The 16020-nt window shown below is 67.6% G+C and carries 15 protein-coding genes; 4 read left to right on the forward strand and 11 right to left on the reverse strand.

The genetic code is table 11. The features are described 5' to 3' along the window. Window positions 1–123 precede the first annotated feature (123 nt). On the reverse strand, window positions 124–897 hold the full coding sequence (locus tag AC1D2E_RS30795) for a DUF2092 domain-containing protein (protein ID WP_478200916.1): 774 nt from the start codon (window positions 895–897) through the stop codon (window positions 124–126). 86 nt (window positions 898–983) lie between these two features. Then, on the reverse strand, window positions 984–1205 hold the full coding sequence (locus AC1D2E_RS30800) for a hypothetical protein (RefSeq protein ID WP_478200917.1): 222 nt from the start codon (window positions 1203–1205) through the stop codon (window positions 984–986). A 252-nt stretch (window positions 1206–1457) separates the two neighbouring features. On the opposite strand from AC1D2E_RS30800, the gene AC1D2E_RS30805 reads away from it, so the two are divergent. Then, complete coding sequence (locus AC1D2E_RS30805; protein WP_478200918.1) at window positions 1458–2120, forward strand: RICIN domain-containing protein; 663 nt, start codon at window positions 1458–1460, stop codon at window positions 2118–2120. Between the two features lie 51 nt (window positions 2121–2171). Here AC1D2E_RS30805 and AC1D2E_RS30810 read toward each other — a convergent pair whose 3' ends face one another. From AC1D2E_RS30810 to AC1D2E_RS30820, 3 genes are all read right to left on the reverse strand, one after another. Further along, entirely contained in the window at window positions 2172–2585 is a 414-nt protein-coding gene (locus tag AC1D2E_RS30810; RefSeq protein ID WP_478200919.1) for a hypothetical protein, read from the reverse strand. Between the two features lie 271 nt (window positions 2586–2856). Next, window positions 2857–3198: a hypothetical protein gene (locus AC1D2E_RS30815; RefSeq protein ID WP_478200920.1), complete on the reverse strand. Its 342-nt coding sequence runs from the start codon at window positions 3196–3198 to the stop codon at window positions 2857–2859. 220 nt (window positions 3199–3418) lie between these two features. Next, a complete protein-coding gene (locus tag AC1D2E_RS30820) occupies window positions 3419–3544 on the reverse strand; it encodes a hypothetical protein (protein ID WP_478200921.1) in 126 nt (41 codons plus the stop codon). Window position 3545: 1 nt separating this feature from the next. On the opposite strand from AC1D2E_RS30820, the gene AC1D2E_RS30825 reads away from it, so the two are divergent. Then, complete coding sequence (locus tag AC1D2E_RS30825; protein ID WP_478175901.1) at window positions 3546–3947, forward strand: hypothetical protein; 402 nt, start codon at window positions 3546–3548, stop codon at window positions 3945–3947. Window positions 3948–4115: 168 nt separating this feature from the next. Here AC1D2E_RS30825 and AC1D2E_RS30830 read toward each other — a convergent pair whose 3' ends face one another. Continuing rightward, a complete protein-coding gene (locus AC1D2E_RS30830) occupies window positions 4116–4913 on the reverse strand; it encodes a DUF3047 domain-containing protein (protein ID WP_478200922.1) in 798 nt (265 codons plus the stop codon). A 367-nt stretch (window positions 4914–5280) separates the two neighbouring features. Between AC1D2E_RS30830 and AC1D2E_RS30835 the strand changes: the two genes are divergently transcribed. Next, window positions 5281–7887: an arylsulfatase gene (locus tag AC1D2E_RS30835; protein ID WP_478200923.1), complete on the forward strand. Its 2607-nt coding sequence runs from the start codon at window positions 5281–5283 to the stop codon at window positions 7885–7887. Between the two features lie 54 nt (window positions 7888–7941). Then, window positions 7942–8475, forward strand: coding sequence for a hypothetical protein (locus AC1D2E_RS30840; RefSeq protein ID WP_478200924.1), 534 nt, complete (start codon window positions 7942–7944; stop codon window positions 8473–8475). 8 nt (window positions 8476–8483) lie between these two features. Here the strand turns inward: AC1D2E_RS30840 and AC1D2E_RS30845 are convergent, their stop codons facing one another. From AC1D2E_RS30845 to kdpB, 5 genes are all read right to left on the reverse strand, one after another. Then, window positions 8484–10244, reverse strand: a complete 1761-nt coding sequence (locus AC1D2E_RS30845) for a SulP family inorganic anion transporter (RefSeq protein WP_478200925.1) — start codon at window positions 10242–10244, stop codon at window positions 8484–8486. 136 nt (window positions 10245–10380) lie between these two features. Beyond that, a complete protein-coding gene (kdpE, locus tag AC1D2E_RS30850) occupies window positions 10381–11076 on the reverse strand; it encodes a two-component system response regulator KdpE (RefSeq protein ID WP_478200926.1) in 696 nt (231 codons plus the stop codon). A 7-nt stretch (window positions 11077–11083) separates the two neighbouring features. Then, the gene (locus AC1D2E_RS30855; RefSeq protein ID WP_478200927.1) at window positions 11084–13840 is read right to left on the reverse strand and encodes a DUF4118 domain-containing protein; all 2757 of its coding nucleotides are present in this window, start codon (window positions 13838–13840) and stop codon (window positions 11084–11086) included. An 85-nt stretch (window positions 13841–13925) separates the two neighbouring features. Next, a complete protein-coding gene (kdpC, locus tag AC1D2E_RS30860) occupies window positions 13926–14501 on the reverse strand; it encodes a potassium-transporting ATPase subunit KdpC (RefSeq protein ID WP_478200928.1) in 576 nt (191 codons plus the stop codon). Between the two features lie 10 nt (window positions 14502–14511). Then, window positions 14512–16020: potassium-transporting ATPase subunit KdpB (gene kdpB / locus AC1D2E_RS30865; RefSeq protein ID WP_478200929.1), on the reverse strand; the 1509-nt coding region annotated here is incomplete at its 5' end.

The raw sequence follows: 16020 nt of genomic DNA on the forward strand, positions 1-16020 counted from the left end.
GCCCCCGCCGCCGCGATCGCCCGCGGCCTCGGCCACAGGAGTCCACGCGAAGCTGACCAAGACCAGAACGGCCAGAGGCGCCGCAAGCATCTTGCTGAATGATCCATTCATGGTGGCGCTCCTCTACTTGGACTTCACCGGAACAATTTCGATTCGGGTCGCCCCCTTGGGGGGGGTGAATCTGAACGTCGCATCGTTGAAGGCTGGTTTCAGATTCCATTCCATGAGGCTGATCGATTGCGGGCGCTCATCGTCGCCACGGTTGGTGATCACGAGCTTGCGAGGCAAGGGATTGCTGCCCGTCGTGATCCAGATCTGCCAATCAAAATTTCCCTGGCGAAAGGCGTAGTGGTCGCAGAGACTGTTCCCGATGAAGTCCTGCCCGGCATTCATCGCCGATTCGATCTTGTCGACCGGCGCTGCCGGGGTGCCCCACGTGAACAGGTCGGACAGCGGGATCTCGACGCCGTACCGCTCTTCCAGCTTGCCTACGAGGACGCTGTTGGACTCGGAGAACTCGACTGTCGAGTAGTACTTCTGCGCGGGAACGTAGAGCGCGACCGTCTTGCCGTCATAGAAGATTTCGCGCTCTGAGCGAACACTCCACATGCGTGCGCGCAGCTTGTTCGGACGCTCCGCATCGACCGTTGCCGAAGCCGTGTGCATCAGTTTCTGGCCGTCGCTCAGAACGCGCTCGCCCGTCAGCTGAGTCGATGCCCGGAAGCGATCAAGCGTCTGCAAGAAGGCGCCCATGTCCTTGAGCGCCTGGATCGAAGCCGGATCGACGGGATTGGCGGCGGGCGGCGGGGCCGTGGCCGCCGGGGCAGTTTGTGCGTCAACGACTGGGGCAGTCAGCATCAGGGCCAGCACGGGTGCTACAAGTCTTCCGAGTTTCATCTGTACTCCTTGGGGATGAATGGACTCCGCGAAGCGCCTGTCGCAGGCCCGATCCGGCTTGTCAGTTGATCGAGAGCGCCACCGCTTCAGTGTAGGTCGCGTGCACCTGATCGCCAACCTTGATCATTGGTCGACGCGGTGATTTCCGTGCCGGATTGGTCTTTCGAAATAGCCAGGGGCAGCAAGCTGCCGAGCAGCACCGAAACCGTGAGCGATGTCAGAGGTTTCATCAGAATTCCTTTCTCGATGTGGCGAGCCACGCCGAGAATTTTCCGCCGCGCCACGGTCGCCGCGTTGACGATTGTCAATTCAGCGGATCTACCGGATACCTGCAGTACCGCGCGCTCGACGCGTCCAATGTCCTGGTCACCCAGGGGGCTGGGCGGGCGCGGACAACCGCGTCGTGGTGCCGCCGCTGGACACGGCGCCCGAGCCATCGCCCGTACCCGTATTGACGCTCGGAGGCAATTGGTTCAGTCTCGCCGTTCCGGAACCAGCGGAGCAGGCGGTGTCGCAGTGGTTGGGGCATCGAGTCAGCCCGCGTCGCGACGGAGGTTGCAATGAATGCTGATCGTGGTGCGTTTCGCAGTTCCAAGACTCGACTCGTTGTCTCATTGACCCTGTGGGCCATGGCCGCGTTCGCCGCGTTGCCTCAGGCGGCTTCTGCCGACGTCCCCTACTTCTACATCGTCAATTCGGGCACCCGCATGATGGCCGAGGTCCTCGCGCACCGGACCGACGATGGTGCTCCGGTTGTCCTTTGGCCGAACGACGGTGGCCCGAGCCAGCAGTTCAGCGTCCAATGGCTACCTCGTCCGGGCAATCCGGAGCCATTGCAAGAGCAGTGGTTCCTGCTGCGGGCGAAGCACTCAGGCAAATGCCTGAAGACCAACGGCTTTCGATCCGGTGCAGCGATAGTCCAGGATACGTGCAGTGGAGACGCTTCTCAGATGTGGAGGGTGCGGGCCGTGGTCATGACGGCGGCAGAATGCCCCACCCGAATTCAGTGCGGCGTTGGACGCCGCATGGTCCTGGAGAACTATCACGATCGCGGGCGGCGATGCCTGGATGCGGCGAACGGTCACCTTCCCGGCCTGCCCGAACAAGGTGCCAGCTTACAGGCCTGGGACTGTATTGCCAGATTCAGCGCACCCAACGCTGCCAATCAGGAGTGGGAGTTGGTGGACGTGCAGGTATGGGACGCTCCCTTCGTCGTCAGGTGAACCCCTGGACATGACGACTGGAGCCCGGAGGCCGACCACGGCGCGGCCCGCTCAGTCCAATCCCCAGACCTTGAGGGTGGCCGTCGGTGCATTACCAAGGATCTTGTACTGGACCGTCACCGACGTGAGGCGCCCCTTGCGCCCCGGAGCATCTGCCGGAGCGGTCTGTCCCCCTGACTTCAGGATCCCGACATCCTTCAACGTGTCGTCTCTGCGATTGTCCCAGTTGAGGACGAGCGTTGTGATCTGCACGTCAGCGCCCTCGACAGAGAGCTTCACCTGCTTGACGTCCTTGTCCCATCGACCCCCTGCGCTCTTGATCGCTGCGCTTGGATCGGTGGACTTGATCGTCTGCTCGCCGAGCACGAACCACTCGTCAGCTGCTCTTGCGCTGCCCATGGCGCCCATCAGGGCGACGGACGCGACAACGAAAGAGGCCATCAAAGCGTGAATCTTCGTCTTCATCGAGGTCCCCTCTATCCCCGGTTGACCCGGGATCGGTGTCCGCCGCCTTCGGCTGGCAGCCATTTCAGGGGCGGCGAGACGAAAAGACTACAGAACCCGCTGCTCCGCGAAATCCCGGACTATCCGTCGGTACGGCTGACGTCACGGGCCTGGCCAAGCGCAGCCTGCTTCTTATCCAGATACTTGATGATCCGGTAGCGCATCTGCGTGTGGCCGAAGCTCCGGTCCTTGGAAACCTCGCCGGTGGAGTTGGGCGTGGCGGCGCTCAGGTCTACTGGCAMTGGCCGGTGATGCCGGCCATGCTGGATTCGACGCCGCGGAAACTCACCATTGAACCGGGTCCACTGGCGGCCGGTCGTACGAGGGCGGCCGAGCCGCTGGGCGGCTGCTGGCCTGGAACGAAGACATCGAATGCCGTGTCGTTCGCGAACACGTACTGCGCATAGACCGTCTGGCCGGAATTCGTCGCCCATTTCTGCATGATGCACAGAGCGGCCGCCTTGGGGGCAAGCTGGCTTTGGCCTACGGGACTGACGGGTGCTGCTGGGGGGGGCGGTGGCTTGCTGGCGCACCCGGAGACTGCAATGACCAATGCGGCTAAGGCAAGTTTCATGGTAGTGGCTCCATAAAAAATCGCACAAGGGACCGACGGTTTCGTACGAGACCATTCGCCACCTGACAGCGCGACGACGTCGTGGCTCGGACTACTTGGTAGTCTAGGCCGCCAAATGCAAAGCTGAGCATTTCAAGGTACGCATTTGTATCTGTTTCGGACAGTGGTGACGCGCGCAGTTGGGGCTACCGGTGCTTCCAGACCTTCCAGACCGAGAGGATCAGAAGCTGCCGTCCTTGTTGCATCGAGAAGGCCGCATGTCGTGGACAGTGACGAATCCGGCAACCGACTCCAGCACCGCCCTGGCGATCGCCATGAGGTTCCCGTGAGCGGTCATTCGTGCCATCATGAACTTCCGGTGGCAGAAGTTCACTTTTGGGCTTGGCTTTGCGCTTGCAGTGCCTGACATCGTCGCTTCGACCTTCGAGCAGGATTCGCAGACAGAGGCCTCCGGCGAAGCAAACAGGAGCATACAAATGATCGATTCGAGAAACGGATTTTGGAGCCGGACAGTCGAAGTGCTCGCCGCAGCCGGCATTACTGCCCTATCGGGGGGCGCTGCTCTGGCAACCGATCAGGCGCAGCAGCGCCAACAAGGCAGGGCAGTGAATCAGGATGCCAAGCAGGACTCGCGCTCGACCAAGGTCGACTGCAGGGCGGACAACCAGCAGAGCAACCCCGCGTGCCGACAGGACAAGCGCGACACCAAGCAACAGGGTCGCCAGGACAAGCGGGACATCAAGTACTAACTTGGCTTTCCCCGGGGCATCCAGCGACTGCACATACCTCAGCGGCCCGTGCTTGCGGCTGCCGCGTGCCTACCAGTTTGACCACGCGCCCGCGCCAGAGCCATCGCGCCGGAGCCTTCTCGCTCAGCAGGCGCCCTGTCTGGCGCGCGAGCGCACTGACACGGGCCGCTATTGCGCGGGTCTTACAGCGGGTGCGCCGCGCAGGTCGATGTCGGAAAAATAGGAGATCCCGCGAGCCTTGGTGTTGTCCGAGTCGGCCTGGATCGCGACCCCCACCACGTCCGGCAACGTATCGCCGGCCTCGGCGCCGAAGGCTCGCTTGTAGTCGGGCAGCAGGTTGCGGCGCTCGGTCAGCCAGCCGCCGGCCTTGTCAGTCGCGCCTGATTCGATCACGTCCATGCGGATGCGCTTGGTGAAGGCGTTGTCGAATTCGCTGCCCTTGCTTTCCTTGACGTCCCAGACGTAGCAGAGGGTTTGGGTGGGCACCGATTCGCCGGTCGTGGTGCTCCCCACTGCGAGCTTGGTGCGCTCGCCCAACGACAGACGGTTGGCCGGGAAGTCGAAGTAGACACAGAGCTTGGCCGCGCCGTCGTCGCCGCTCTTGGTGTGCAGATCGGCGCCGGCCACGAATTGCTCGACCTTCCAGCGCCAGGCCAGCGTGGCCTCTTCGTTGAGCTGAACCCGCGTGGAATGGACCAGGTTGCCGTAGGACTGGTCGGCATCGACCTTCAGCACCTTCTGGCCATCGAGCTGCGTGATCTCGAACTTCGTCGGCGCCTTGTTGGGCAAGGTCGCGAAGCGCCACGGCGCGGGCGCCTGCGGACCCGGAGCGGTCGAGAACGGCGTCAACAGGCCCTCGGCGCGCGCGGTTGGGGCGACCATGCAGACCAGCGCGGCCGCAACAGGCAACACCGCAGAGGCGAGCGAACGCCGTTGGCGCCCAAACCGGAATCTCGTGTCGTTCATGGCTGGCCTCTATGGCTGGTGGATGGGAAATGGGCGCTTTGCGCCCGCCAACACGGAGTGTGATCCAGGCGCGCGACAAGATAAATACCCCATCGGGAACCCGCGCAAGACGCCTTTTGTCCTGCGGCGCCCCTCTGCGGTCCATCGTTGACCCGCCCGGGGCCAGGTCCGGGCCCCCGACGGCTTGAGCATGGTCAATTGCCGGCACCGGCAGCGGTCCTAAGATCCGCCGCGGTCGCTGACCTTGTCAGCAAGGAAGACCTGCTCCAGGCGCTGCGCCGCGCGTTCGCGTGAGGCATAGCACCTTGGTCGTATTCCATGTCGCAACGGCGGGGCGAACACTCGCGCAATCGTTGAAAGGATCACCATGTCACGGACCAGGAACTCAGTGGGCACCGCACTGCCGTCGGCCGACATCGAGCGGACCCGCCCGGCCGCCATTTCCGCTTCCGCGGTTGCGGCCATTGCGCTCTCGGTCGCGATCCTGGGCGCAACCCCGGTCTCGGCGCAGAAGGTGACCGGCACGCCGGGATCGCCGAGCGCCAGCACGAGCATCGACGGCAGCCAGCTGCCGCCGCCCGACCCGAAGTTCGGCGGCGTGATCAAGAACGACGCGCTGCAGTCCAAGCCATGGTGGGCGCCGCGTATCGTGCCGCCCAAGGGCGCGCCGAACATCCTGCTGATCATCACGGACGACGCCGGCTTCGGCGTGCCCAGCACCTTCGGCGGCGTCATCCCGACGCCGACGATGGACCGCATCGCCAACGAAGGCCTGCGCTACAACCGGATGTTCTCGACCGCGCTGTGCTCGCCGACGCGCGCTGCGCTGATCACCGGACGCAACCATCACTCGGCCGGCTTCGGCGTGATCTCCGAGCAGTCCACGGGCTTCCCAGGCTACAACAGCATCATCGCCAAGGACAAGGCCACCATCGGGCGCATGCTGCTCGACAACGGCTACGCCACCTCGTGGTTCGGCAAGGACCACAACGTTCCGGCCTTCGCGGCCAGCCAGGTCGGGCCCTTCGACCAATGGCCCGGCGGGATGGGTTTCGAGTACTTCTACGGCTTCATCGGCGGCGACGCCAACCAGTGGCAGCCGAACCTGTTCCGCAACACGACCCAGATCTATCCGTTCGAGGGCAAGCCGGGCTGGAACCTCGTGACCGGGATGGCCGACGACGCCATCGACTACATGTCGCGGATGCACCAGATCCAGCCGGACAAGCCGCTGTTCATCAAGTACGCCCCGGGCGCCACGCATGCGCCGCACCATCCGACCAAGGAGTGGGTGGACAAGATCAGCGCGATGCACCTGTTCGACGACGGCTACGAAAAACTGCGCGAGCGCATCTTCGAGAACCAGAAGAAGCTCGGCGTGGTCCCGAAGGACGCCAAGTTGGCGCCGTGGCCGAAGGACAAGCTCAAGGAATGGGACTCCCTCTCGGCCGACGAGAAGAAGCTGTTCATCAAGCAGGTCGAGGTCTTCGCCGCCTACGCGGCCTACAACGACCACGAGATCGGGCGCGTGATCCAGGCCTTCCAGGACCAGGGCAAGCTCGACAACACGCTGGTCATCTACATCAACGGCGACAACGGCACCAGCGCCGAGGGCGGGCCGCTGGGAACGCCCAACGAGGTCGCGTTCTTCAATGGCCTCAACGAGCTGCCGGTCGATGTGCAGATGAAGTTCTACGAGGTCTGGGGCACCGACCAGACCTACAACCACATGTCGGCCGGGTGGTCGTGGGCCTTCGATACGCCGTTCTCGTGGTTCAAGCAGAACGCCTCGCAGCTCGGCGGCGTCAACCAGAACATGGTGGTGTCGTGGCCCGCGCGCATCAAGGACAAGGGGGCGCTGCGCGAGCAGTTCGTGCATGTCATCGACGTGGTGCCGACGATCCTCGAGGCGGCCGGCATCCGCGCGCCGCAGATGGTGGACGGCATCAAGCAGGCACCGATCGAAGGCACCAGCTTCGCCTACACCTTCGATGCGGGCAACGCCAAGGCGCCGTCGAGGCACCGGACCCAGTACTTCGAGATGATGGGCCAGTGGGCGCTGTACCGCGACGGCTGGTTCCTCAGCACCCAGGTCAACCGCGCCCCCTGGGAGGCTTTCGGAGCGGCGAATCCGGACCCGCTGAACAACCAGGTGCTGGAGCTGTACAACCTGAACAGCGACTTCAGCCAGACCGCCAACCTCGCGGCCGGCAATCCGCAAAAGGTGAAGGAGCTGAAGCAGATGTTCGTCGCCGAGGCGAAGAGGCACCAGGTCTTCCCGATGGATGCGTCGGTGGCGGCGCGCATCGTGGCGCCGCGGCCGAACATCACCGCGGGCCGCACCGAGTTCGTTTACACGCGGCCGATGGTCGGCCTGCCGCAGGGTGATTCGCCGATGCTGCTGAACGCCTCCTACACGATCAGCGCCGACATCGAGGTGCCGCAGGGCGGGGCCGAAGGCATGATCCTGACCTCCGGCGGGCGCTTCGCCGGCTATGGCTTCTATCTGCTGAAGGGCAAGCCGGTGTTCCTGTGGAACCTGGTCGACCTGAAGCGGGTGAAGTGGGAGGGCCCCGAAGTCCTGGCGCCCGGCAAGCACCTCGTGGAGTTCGACTTCAAGTACGACGGCCTGGGCGTCGGGACGCTGGCGTTCAACAACATGAGCGGCCTGGGCCGGCCCGGCACCGGGACCCTGAAGGTGGACGGCCAGGCGGTGCAGACGATCACCATGGACCACACGCTGCCGATGATCCTGCAGTGGGACGAGAGCTTCGACATCGGCTCCGACACGCTGACCGGCGTCAACGATGCCGACTACAAGCCGCCGTTCCCACTGACCGCGAAGCTCAACAAGTTGACGATCAAGGTCGACCGGCCGACACTGTCGCCGGCAGACATCCAGAAGCTGGAGAGTGCGCAAGCGACCGCGGTGGATGGCAAGCCATTGAATCGCGTGCAGCCGGGGCCGCATTGAGCGGCCGGCGGCGGCGGATGCGCCGGCCACGACACCAGCCTACCGGGGAAGCTCATGACGAATCGACGCACCTTCGTTGGCTCCGCGAGCTTGATCGCTTCGGGGTCCGCCCTCGGGCCCGCGTGGGCGCAGACCGCCGACGCGCCTGCGAAGCAGGCCGACTTCCTGTTCGTGCAGACGGCGAACAGCATGACCTACGACAGGACGACCGGCAAACTGACGCTGCAGGGAGTGAGCCCGATCACCGTGTTCTTCTCCGACCGTCCCGAACGCATCGCCGGCAACATGAGGACAGCCGCCTTCGTTCCATTCTGGAGCGCAGGCAAGCAGAGCTTTCTTTCCGATCCGCCCAATGCCGACATTTCCCTGCTCGATGACAAGTCGCTGCGGCAGGCGGTGGCGGTGTTGCAGTCCCCGGTTCTGAAGGGCAACGCGCTGTCCTACACGGTCAGGGTGCTGCAGGGCAACATGCCCGCGAAGGGTGCAGAAGTCTCGGTGTTCATCGATGTCATCGGCATGCCCCTGACGCCGCTGTCCTTTGCCGGTGCCGCGCGCCGGGGCTATCGGCGAGCGGTCATCTACCGCTAGGGCGCGGTTCAGGCTGGCGCCAACGGTGTCCCCGTGGCGTCCGGCGCCTTGCGGCCCTCGAACTCGTCGATGACGTCGGCCACCGAGATCCGGCGCCCGAAGTAGCCCAGGCTTGCTTCGAGCCCTTCGGCGCGCAGGATGTCGCGCACCGCGGCGTGCGCGGCGACCATCCGCATCCGGATGCCTGCCGCGGCAAGCTCCTCGTGCAGCTTGGTCAGCATCTTCGCGCCGGCCAGGTCGACCTGGGGCGAGGTCGAGAGGTCGCAGACCACCAGCTTCAGCGGCGCCGGGGCGGCGCGCAGCATCGCCCGCACGTCCTCGTACACCTGGTCGACGTTGAAGTAGAGCAGGGCCGCGTCGACGCGGAAGACCAGCGCGCCCGGCACCGGCGTGTTGTCGGGATTGCGCTCGATGTCGGAGAACCTCCGGGTGCCCGGTATGCGGCCGAGGGTGGCCACATGCGGATGCGCGACACGACGGATCAGCAGCGCCAGCGACGCCAGCACCGCGACGATCACGCCATGGAGGATGCCGAGCAGGAGCACGGCGATGAAGGCGATCATCGACACCACGAACTCGTAGCGGCTGACCCGCCACAGCCGCTTCATCCCGCCGATGTCGACCAGCCCCTTGACGGCCACGAGCACGATGGCGGCGAGCACGACGTTGGGCAGGTTCTTCAGCCCGTCGGTCAGGAACATCAGGCAGAGGCCGATCGTGGCCGAGGCGAACACCAGGGCCAGCGGCGTCTTGGCGCCGGCCTTGTCGTTCACCGAGGATTGCGAGAGCCCGCCGGCCACCGGGTAGGCCTGGAACAGCGCGGCGCCGAGGTTGGCCGCCCCGAGACCGAGGAATTCCTGGCGCGGGTCGATCTCGTACCGATGCGCTTCGGCCAGGGCGCGCGCGGCCGAGACGCTCTCCACATAAGACAGCAGCAGGCAGGCGAAGGCCAGCGGAACCACGCCTTCGACATCGCGCACCCGCACGGTGGGCAGCTTGAAGTCCGGCAGGCCCTGGGGCAGCGCACCGACGATACTGAAGCCGAGTTCGCCGAGCGGGGTAAACGTGAGCACCAGGATGGAGGCCACCACCACGAACAGCGCCGCCGGCCGGCCCGGCAGGTACTTCTCCGCCAGCAGCAGCAGGACCAGCGCGACCAGGCCGAAGCCGAGCACCGCGAGATGGGTCTCGGGGATCTGGCCGCCGAGGATCAGGAGGCGTTCGAAGAAGCCGTCGCCGCCGCCCTTGACCCCGAACAGCTTGGGCAGCTGGGTCAGCGCGATCGTGAATGCCGCGCCGGCCTTGAAGCCGAGCAGGATGGTCTCGCTGATGAAGCTGACCAGCGAGCTCAGGCGCAGCAGCCACGCCACCACGCACATGGCTGCGATCAGCAACGCGGTCAGCGCGGCGATGCCGGCCCAGCGCTCCGGATCGCCTTGCGCCATGCCGGCCACCGTGACGCCGACCAGCATCGAGATCGCGGAGGTCGGGCCGATTGCCAGTTGGCGCGACGAGCCGAACAGTGCGTAGAACAGGCCGCCGACGAGGTAGCAGTAGATGCCGAACTGCGGCGGCAGGCCGGCCAGCGATGCATAGGCCAGCGACACCGGGATGCCGTAGGCGGCCAGGGTGACGCCGGCGATCGCGTCGTTGGCCAGCCATCTGGATTGATAGGACGGGAGCCACTGCGCCGGGGGAAAGGCAGCGCGCCAGCCGCGCACTTCTGCGTCTTCCGCCAGCGCCCGTGCAGGCTGTGCTTGCTGAGTCATGGATGAACTCCGGCCAGGGTCGAATGGGTATCGGCGAGTATCGAACCCGCCTGGACGGCCCGATTGATCCGCGTCAAGGAAGAGGCGACGGACCCGGGTGATGCGACCCCTCCGCCCAACGCCACTTTTCCCCTTCTCAAACCACCAGCCGGTATCCCACCGCGATTTCGGTGATCAGGTGCCGCGGCTGCGCCGGATCGCGCTCGAGCTTCTGCCGCAGGTGCCCCATGTAGATGCGCAGGTAGTGGCTCTGCTCGCCGTGCGACGGCCCCCAGACCTCGCGCAGCAACTGGCGCTGGGTCAGCACCCTGCCGGCATTGGCCACCAGCACCGACAGCAGCCGGTACTCGGTCGGCGTCAGGTGCACCTCCTCGCCGGCGCGGCGCACCAGGCGCGCACTGCGGTCGATCTCGATTTCGCCGAAGCGGAACACCGCCTCGGCATCCTCGCCGCCGCCCGCAGCGCTGCGCGGCCGGCGCAGGTTGGCGCGCACCCGGGCCAGCAACTCGCCGGTGCCGAAGGGCTTGGTCAGGTAGTCGTCGGCACCGGCGTCCAGCGCGGCGATCTTGTCGGCCTCGTCGATGCGGGCCGACAGCACGATGATCGGCACCGCCGACCAGCCGCGCACGTCCCGGATCAGCGACACGCCATCGCCATCGGGCAGGCCGAGGTCGAGCACCAGCAGGTCCGGCTGGCGGGTGCCCGCCGCCGCGAGCCCATCGCGCAGCGTGCCGGCCTCGTGCACCTGCCAGCCCTCGGCTTCGAGCGCACCGCGCACGAAGCGGCGGATCTGCGGCTCGTCTTCGATCACGATGGCGACGGGTGCGGGCATGGCGTGTTCAGGGGCTGGGTTCGATCGATTCGACGGACTCCGGCGGGGGTCGCCGCGGCAGCGTCACCGTGAATTCTGCCCCGCCGCCCGGCGCATTGGCCGCCGCGATCTCGCCGCCATGGGCGTCGACCACCGCCTTGCAGATCGCCAGCCCGAGCCCGACGCCCGGCGTTGCCGACTCGGCCTGGCCGCGCGTGAACTTGTCGAACAAGGTCTGTTCGCGCCCCTGCAAGCCGCCCGGCAGGCCCGGTCCGTGGTCCCGGATCCGCAGCACCAGCGCGCGCTCTTCGGCCTGCGCGCCGACCTCGATCGGCGCGGCGCCGTACTTGGCGGCATTCTCGAGCAGGTTGACCAGCACGCGTTCGATCAGCACCGCGTCGAACTCCACCAGGGGCAGGTCGGCCGGCAGCGCGGTCTGCACCGCGATGTCGCCGAGCGCCGGGCGCGCCGCCCGGATGGCCGAGCCGACCACTTCCTCCACCGATTGCCAGTCGCGGCGAAGGCTCACCGCGCCGCCGGCAATGCCGCTCTCGAGCCGCGCCATGTCCAGCAGGTTGCTGACCAGGGCGTGCAGCTGGTGCGCCTGGGCGACGATCGCGCGCGCCGCGGCACGTTGCGCGCCGCCGCCCTCGGGCAGCGTCTGCAGCGATTCGGCGAGCGCGATCAGGGCCGTCAGCGGCGTGCGGACATCGTGCGAGATGGCGCCCAGCAGCGCATTGCGAAGGCGTTCCGATTCCATCTCGACCACCGCCTGCTGCGCCACCTCGACATAGTGCACCCGCTCCAGCGCGATGGCGATCTGCCGGGCCAGCGTGTCCAGCTGCTGCGCCTGCTCGGGGATCAGCAGCCAGCGCGCATGCGCGGGTTCCAGCGCCAGCACGCCGCGCACGCGCATCGGCGCCTGGAGCGGCACGTAGTGCCAGGGTTGCGCGGCCAGCGTGGCGGTCCCGAGCCCGGCCGGCTGTCCATGGCGAAAACTCCAGTCGGCCACGCTCGGATCGAAGCCCGGCGGCGCCGCCCGGGGCATCACCAGCCGGTCGTTGGCGTCGGTCACCAGCACCACGGCCTTGCCGCCGAAATGGCCCTGCACCGCCGCCGCGCCCAGCGCCACCACCTGTGAGCTCTCGAGCGCCGCCGACAGCTCGCGCGTCAGTTCGAACAGCGAGCGGGCGCGGCGCTCGCGGCTGCTCGACACGCCCGCCGCGAAGCGCAGCCCCGCGGTGAGCTGCCCCACCAGCAAGCCGACGCCGAGCATGACGGCGAAGGTGACGAGGTACTGCACGTCGCTGACCGCAAACGAGAGCCGCGGCGAGACGAAGAAGAAGTCGAAGGCCGCCACGTTGAGCAGGGCCGAGAAGGCGGCCGGCCCGCGGCCGAAGCGCATCGCCACACCCACCCCGCCGAGCAGGAACAGCATCACGATGTTGGTCAGCTCCAGCATGCCCGCCAGCGGCGTCGCCAGCAGGGTGACGGCGCAGGCGACCGCCGCCGCCCAGGCGTAGCCGGGCCAGCGTGCCGGCGGCGCGTCGGCCCTGTCGGACGACTCGCCGTCGCCTCGCGCGGGCGTGGTGCGGAGATTGGCCAGGCGGCGCGAGCTGTCGGCGCGCGCGACCTCGACGATGTCGATCGTCGGTGCACGGCGCGCCAGTTCGCGCACCAGCGTGGGCGACGGCCACCAGCGGGCCCAGCCCCGGGCCGGCTCGGCCCGGCCGACCACCAGCGTGGCGCAATTGAGCTGCTGCGCCTGGGCCGCCAGGGCCTCGGCGACGTCGACGCCGGTCAGCACCGCGGTCTGCGCCCCCAGCTGCTCGGCCAGCTTGAGCACCGCGAGGATGCGGTCGCGCTGCCCGGCGGCCAGCCGCTGCAGCCTCGGCGTCTCGACGTAGGCGGCGTGCCAGCGCACATTGAGCTGGCCGGCCAGCCGTGCCGCCGTGCGCACCGTCTGCCCCGCGCCTTCGTGCGGGCCGACACAGGCCAGCAGGGCGCCCGAGGTGTTCCAGGCCGGCGGCCCCGCATCGCCCTGTGGTCCGGACTGCTCGACCCGCCAGCCGCGCACGTCGTCCTCCACGTGTTCGGCGGTGCGCCGGAGCGCGATCTCGCGCAGCGCGATCAGGTTGCCCTTGCGGAAGAAGTTCTGCGCCGCCCGCTCGGCCTGCTGCGGCAGGTAGACCTTGCCGGCCGCCAGCCGCGCCATCAGCTCGTCGGACGTGACATCGACCAGCACCACCTCGTCGGCCTCGTCGAGCACCGTGTCGGGCACGGTCTCGTGCACCCGAACGCCGGTGATCGCACCCACCGTGCCGTTGAGGCTCTCGAGATGCTGCACGTTGAGCGCCGACCAGACCTCGATGCCGGCGGCCAGCAGCTCCTGCACATCCTGCCAGCGCTTGGCGTGGCGCGAGCCCGGTGCGTTGGAGTGCGCCAGTTCGTCGACCAGCAGCACCGCCGGCTTGCGGGCCAGCGCGGCATCGAGGTCGAATTCCTTCAGCGTGCGGCCACGGTACGGGACGTCCCGCGGCGGCAGCGTCTCGAGGCCGGCGAGCAGGGCCGCCGTCTCGCTGCGGCCGTGGGTCTCCACCACCCCCAGCACCACGTCGCGGCCCGCCGCATGCTCGCGCTGCGCCGCGCTCAGCATGGCCCAGGTCTTGCCGACACCCGCACTGGCGCCGAAGTAGATGCGCAGCTTGCCCCGGCGCGCGCGTTCGTCCTCGGAGCGCAGCTGGGCGAGGAGGGCGTCGGGGTCGGGGCGGGTGTCGTCGATCATGAAAGGTGCGCGGCGCTGGAGGTTATCTCATCGGCCGGTCTTTCGGCGCCCTGCGATGCGCGTGGCGCTGCGCGGTGCCTGGTCCTCATTTCGCGGCATCGAGCGCCAGGTTGAGCGCCAGCGCGTTCACGCGCAGCTCGCCGAGAAGGCCCCACAGCGGCGCCTCGGTGTGGGCGTCGATCAACCGTTCGACCGTGTCCAGCGGCAGCTGGCGAATGCGCGCCACGCGCGGCGCCTGGTAATGCGCCGCGGCCGGGCTGATGTGCGGATCGAGCCCGCTCGCGGAGCTCGTGACCAGGTCGACCGGCACCGCCGCCGGGTTGCCCGGATCGGCCGCGCGCAGTGCCTCGACGCGGCCCTTGACCGCCTCGGCCAGCGCCGGGTTCAGCGGCCCCTGGTTGGCGCCGCCCGAAGCGGCCGCGTTGTAGGCCATCGGTGCCGTGGCCGACGGGCGGCCCCAGAAGTGCTTCGGGTCGCTGAAGTTCTGGCCGATCAGCGTGGAGCCGGCGGGCTTGCCATCGCGCATCACCAGGCTGCCGGCCGCCTGCGACGGAAAGACCGCCTGCGCGGCGCCCGTCACGGCGAGCGGATAGGCGATGCCCGTGAGCGCGCTGAGCAGCACGAACAGCACGAGGGCGGGACGAAGGATGCTGTTTGTCATGGTGATGCTTTCAGACCAGACCGGCGGCAACCAGCAGCCAGTCGATGAGCTTGATGCCGATGAAGGGGACGAGCAGGCCGCCGAGTCCGTAGATGGCGAGGTTGCGGCGCAGCAGCGCGGCCGCGCCGACCGGCCGGTAGCGCACGCCCTTCAGCGCCAGCGGGATCAGGAACACGATCACCAGCGCATTGAAGAYCACCGCCGAGAGAATCGCCGACGACGGGCTCGCGAGCCGCATGACGTTGAGCGCGCCGAGCTGCGGATAGGTCGARAYGAAGATCGCCGGGATGATCGCGAAGTACTTCGCCACGTCGTTSGCGATCGAGAAGGTGGTGAGCGAGCCGCGGGTCATCAGCARCGCCTTGCCGGTCTCGACCACCTCGAGCAGCTTGGTCGGGTTGGAGTCGAGGTCGACCATGTTGCCGGCCTCCTTCGCGGCCTGCGTGCCGCTGCCCATCGCCACCGCCACGTCGGCCTGCGCCAGCGCCGGCGCGTCGTTGGTGCCGTCGCCGGTCATGGCGACCAGCCGGCCMTCGGCCTGGTACTGGCGGATCAGCGCCAGCTTGTCCTCGGGCGTGGCCTCGGCCAGGAAATCGTCGACGCCGGCCTCGGCCGCGATGGCCGCCGCCGTCAGCTTGTTGTCGCCGGTGATCATGATGGTCTTGATGCCCATGCGGCGCAGCTCGGCAAAGCGCTCCTTGATGTCGGTCTTGACGATGTCCTTGAGYTCGACGATGCCRAGCACGCGGGCGCCTTCGGCCACCGCCAGCGGCGTGCTGCCGCGGCGCGCCACGGCGTCGGCGGCCTGCACCAGCGCGTCGGGCACCGYACCGCCGAGCGCCTCGACATGCCGGCGCACCGCGTCGACCGCGCCCTTGCGCAACACGATCGSSKCRGCGYCRAGRCTGTGGGGCGCCGSYGGCAGGTTGACGCCGCTCATTCGGGTCTGCGCCGTGAAGGGCACGAAGTGCGCACCTKCKACGCCCTTGTCATCGGTGCCGCCGCGGCGAGCCAGCTCGACGATGCTGCGGCCCTCGGGCGTTTCGTCGGGCAGCGATGCCAGYAGCGCSGCRCGCGCSAGSCGCTCCTGCGGCACGCCGGGCGCCACGAAGAAGGCGCTGGCCTGGCGGTTGCCGTGSGTGATGGTGCCGGTCTTGTCGAGCAGCAGGACGTCGACGTCGCCCGCGGCCTCGACCGCGCGGCCCGAGGTCGCGATCACGTTGGCCTGCATCATGCGGCTCATGCCGGCCACACCCACTGCGGAGAGCAGACCACCGATGGTGGTCGGGATCAGGCACACCAGCAGCGCGACCAGCGCCGTCAGCGACACCACCGTGCCGGCACCGGCGGCGCCGACGCTGAACTGCGAGTACGGCAGCAGCGTCGCCGTGACGACCAGGAACACGATGGTCAGCGCGACCAGCAGGATGGTCAGCGCGATCTCGTTCGGCGTCTTCTGGCGCTTGGCGGCCTCGACCATTCCGATCATGCGGTCGAGGAAGGACTCGCCCGGATTGAC

The organism is Variovorax sp. P1_H2 (assembly GCF_056405295.1).

Bases quoted from the DNA above. Each gene is read 5' to 3' on its own strand.
- AC1D2E_RS30795 (WP_478200916.1), bottom strand. From the start codon at position 897: ATGAAACTCGGAAGACTTGTAGCACCCGTGCTGGCCCTGATGCTGACT.
- AC1D2E_RS30805 (WP_478200918.1), top strand. From the start codon at position 1,458: ATGAATGCTGATCGTGGTGCGTTTCGCAGTTCCAAGACTCGACTCGTT.
- AC1D2E_RS30810 (WP_478200919.1), bottom strand. From the start codon at position 2,585: ATGAAGACGAAGATTCACGCTTTGATGGCCTCTTTCGTTGTCGCGTCC.
- AC1D2E_RS30820 (WP_478200921.1), bottom strand. From the start codon at position 3,544: ATGGCACGAATGACCGCTCACGGGAACCTCATGGCGATCGCCAGGGCG.
- AC1D2E_RS30825 (WP_478175901.1), top strand. From the start codon at position 3,546: ATGAACTTCCGGTGGCAGAAGTTCACTTTTGGGCTTGGCTTTGCGCTT.
- AC1D2E_RS30830 (WP_478200922.1), bottom strand. From the start codon at position 4,913: ATGAACGACACGAGATTCCGGTTTGGGCGCCAACGGCGTTCGCTCGCC.
- AC1D2E_RS30835 (WP_478200923.1), top strand. From the start codon at position 5,281: ATGTCACGGACCAGGAACTCAGTGGGCACCGCACTGCCGTCGGCCGAC.
- AC1D2E_RS30840 (WP_478200924.1), top strand. From the start codon at position 7,942: ATGACGAATCGACGCACCTTCGTTGGCTCCGCGAGCTTGATCGCTTCG.
- AC1D2E_RS30845 (WP_478200925.1), bottom strand. From the start codon at position 10,244: ATGACTCAGCAAGCACAGCCTGCACGGGCGCTGGCGGAAGACGCAGAA.
- kdpE (WP_478200926.1), bottom strand. From the start codon at position 11,076: ATGCCCGCACCCGTCGCCATCGTGATCGAAGACGAGCCGCAGATCCGC.
- AC1D2E_RS30855 (WP_478200927.1), bottom strand. From the start codon at position 13,840: ATGATCGACGACACCCGCCCCGACCCCGACGCCCTCCTCGCCCAGCTG.
- kdpC (WP_478200928.1), bottom strand. From the start codon at position 14,501: ATGACAAACAGCATCCTTCGTCCCGCCCTCGTGCTGTTCGTGCTGCTC.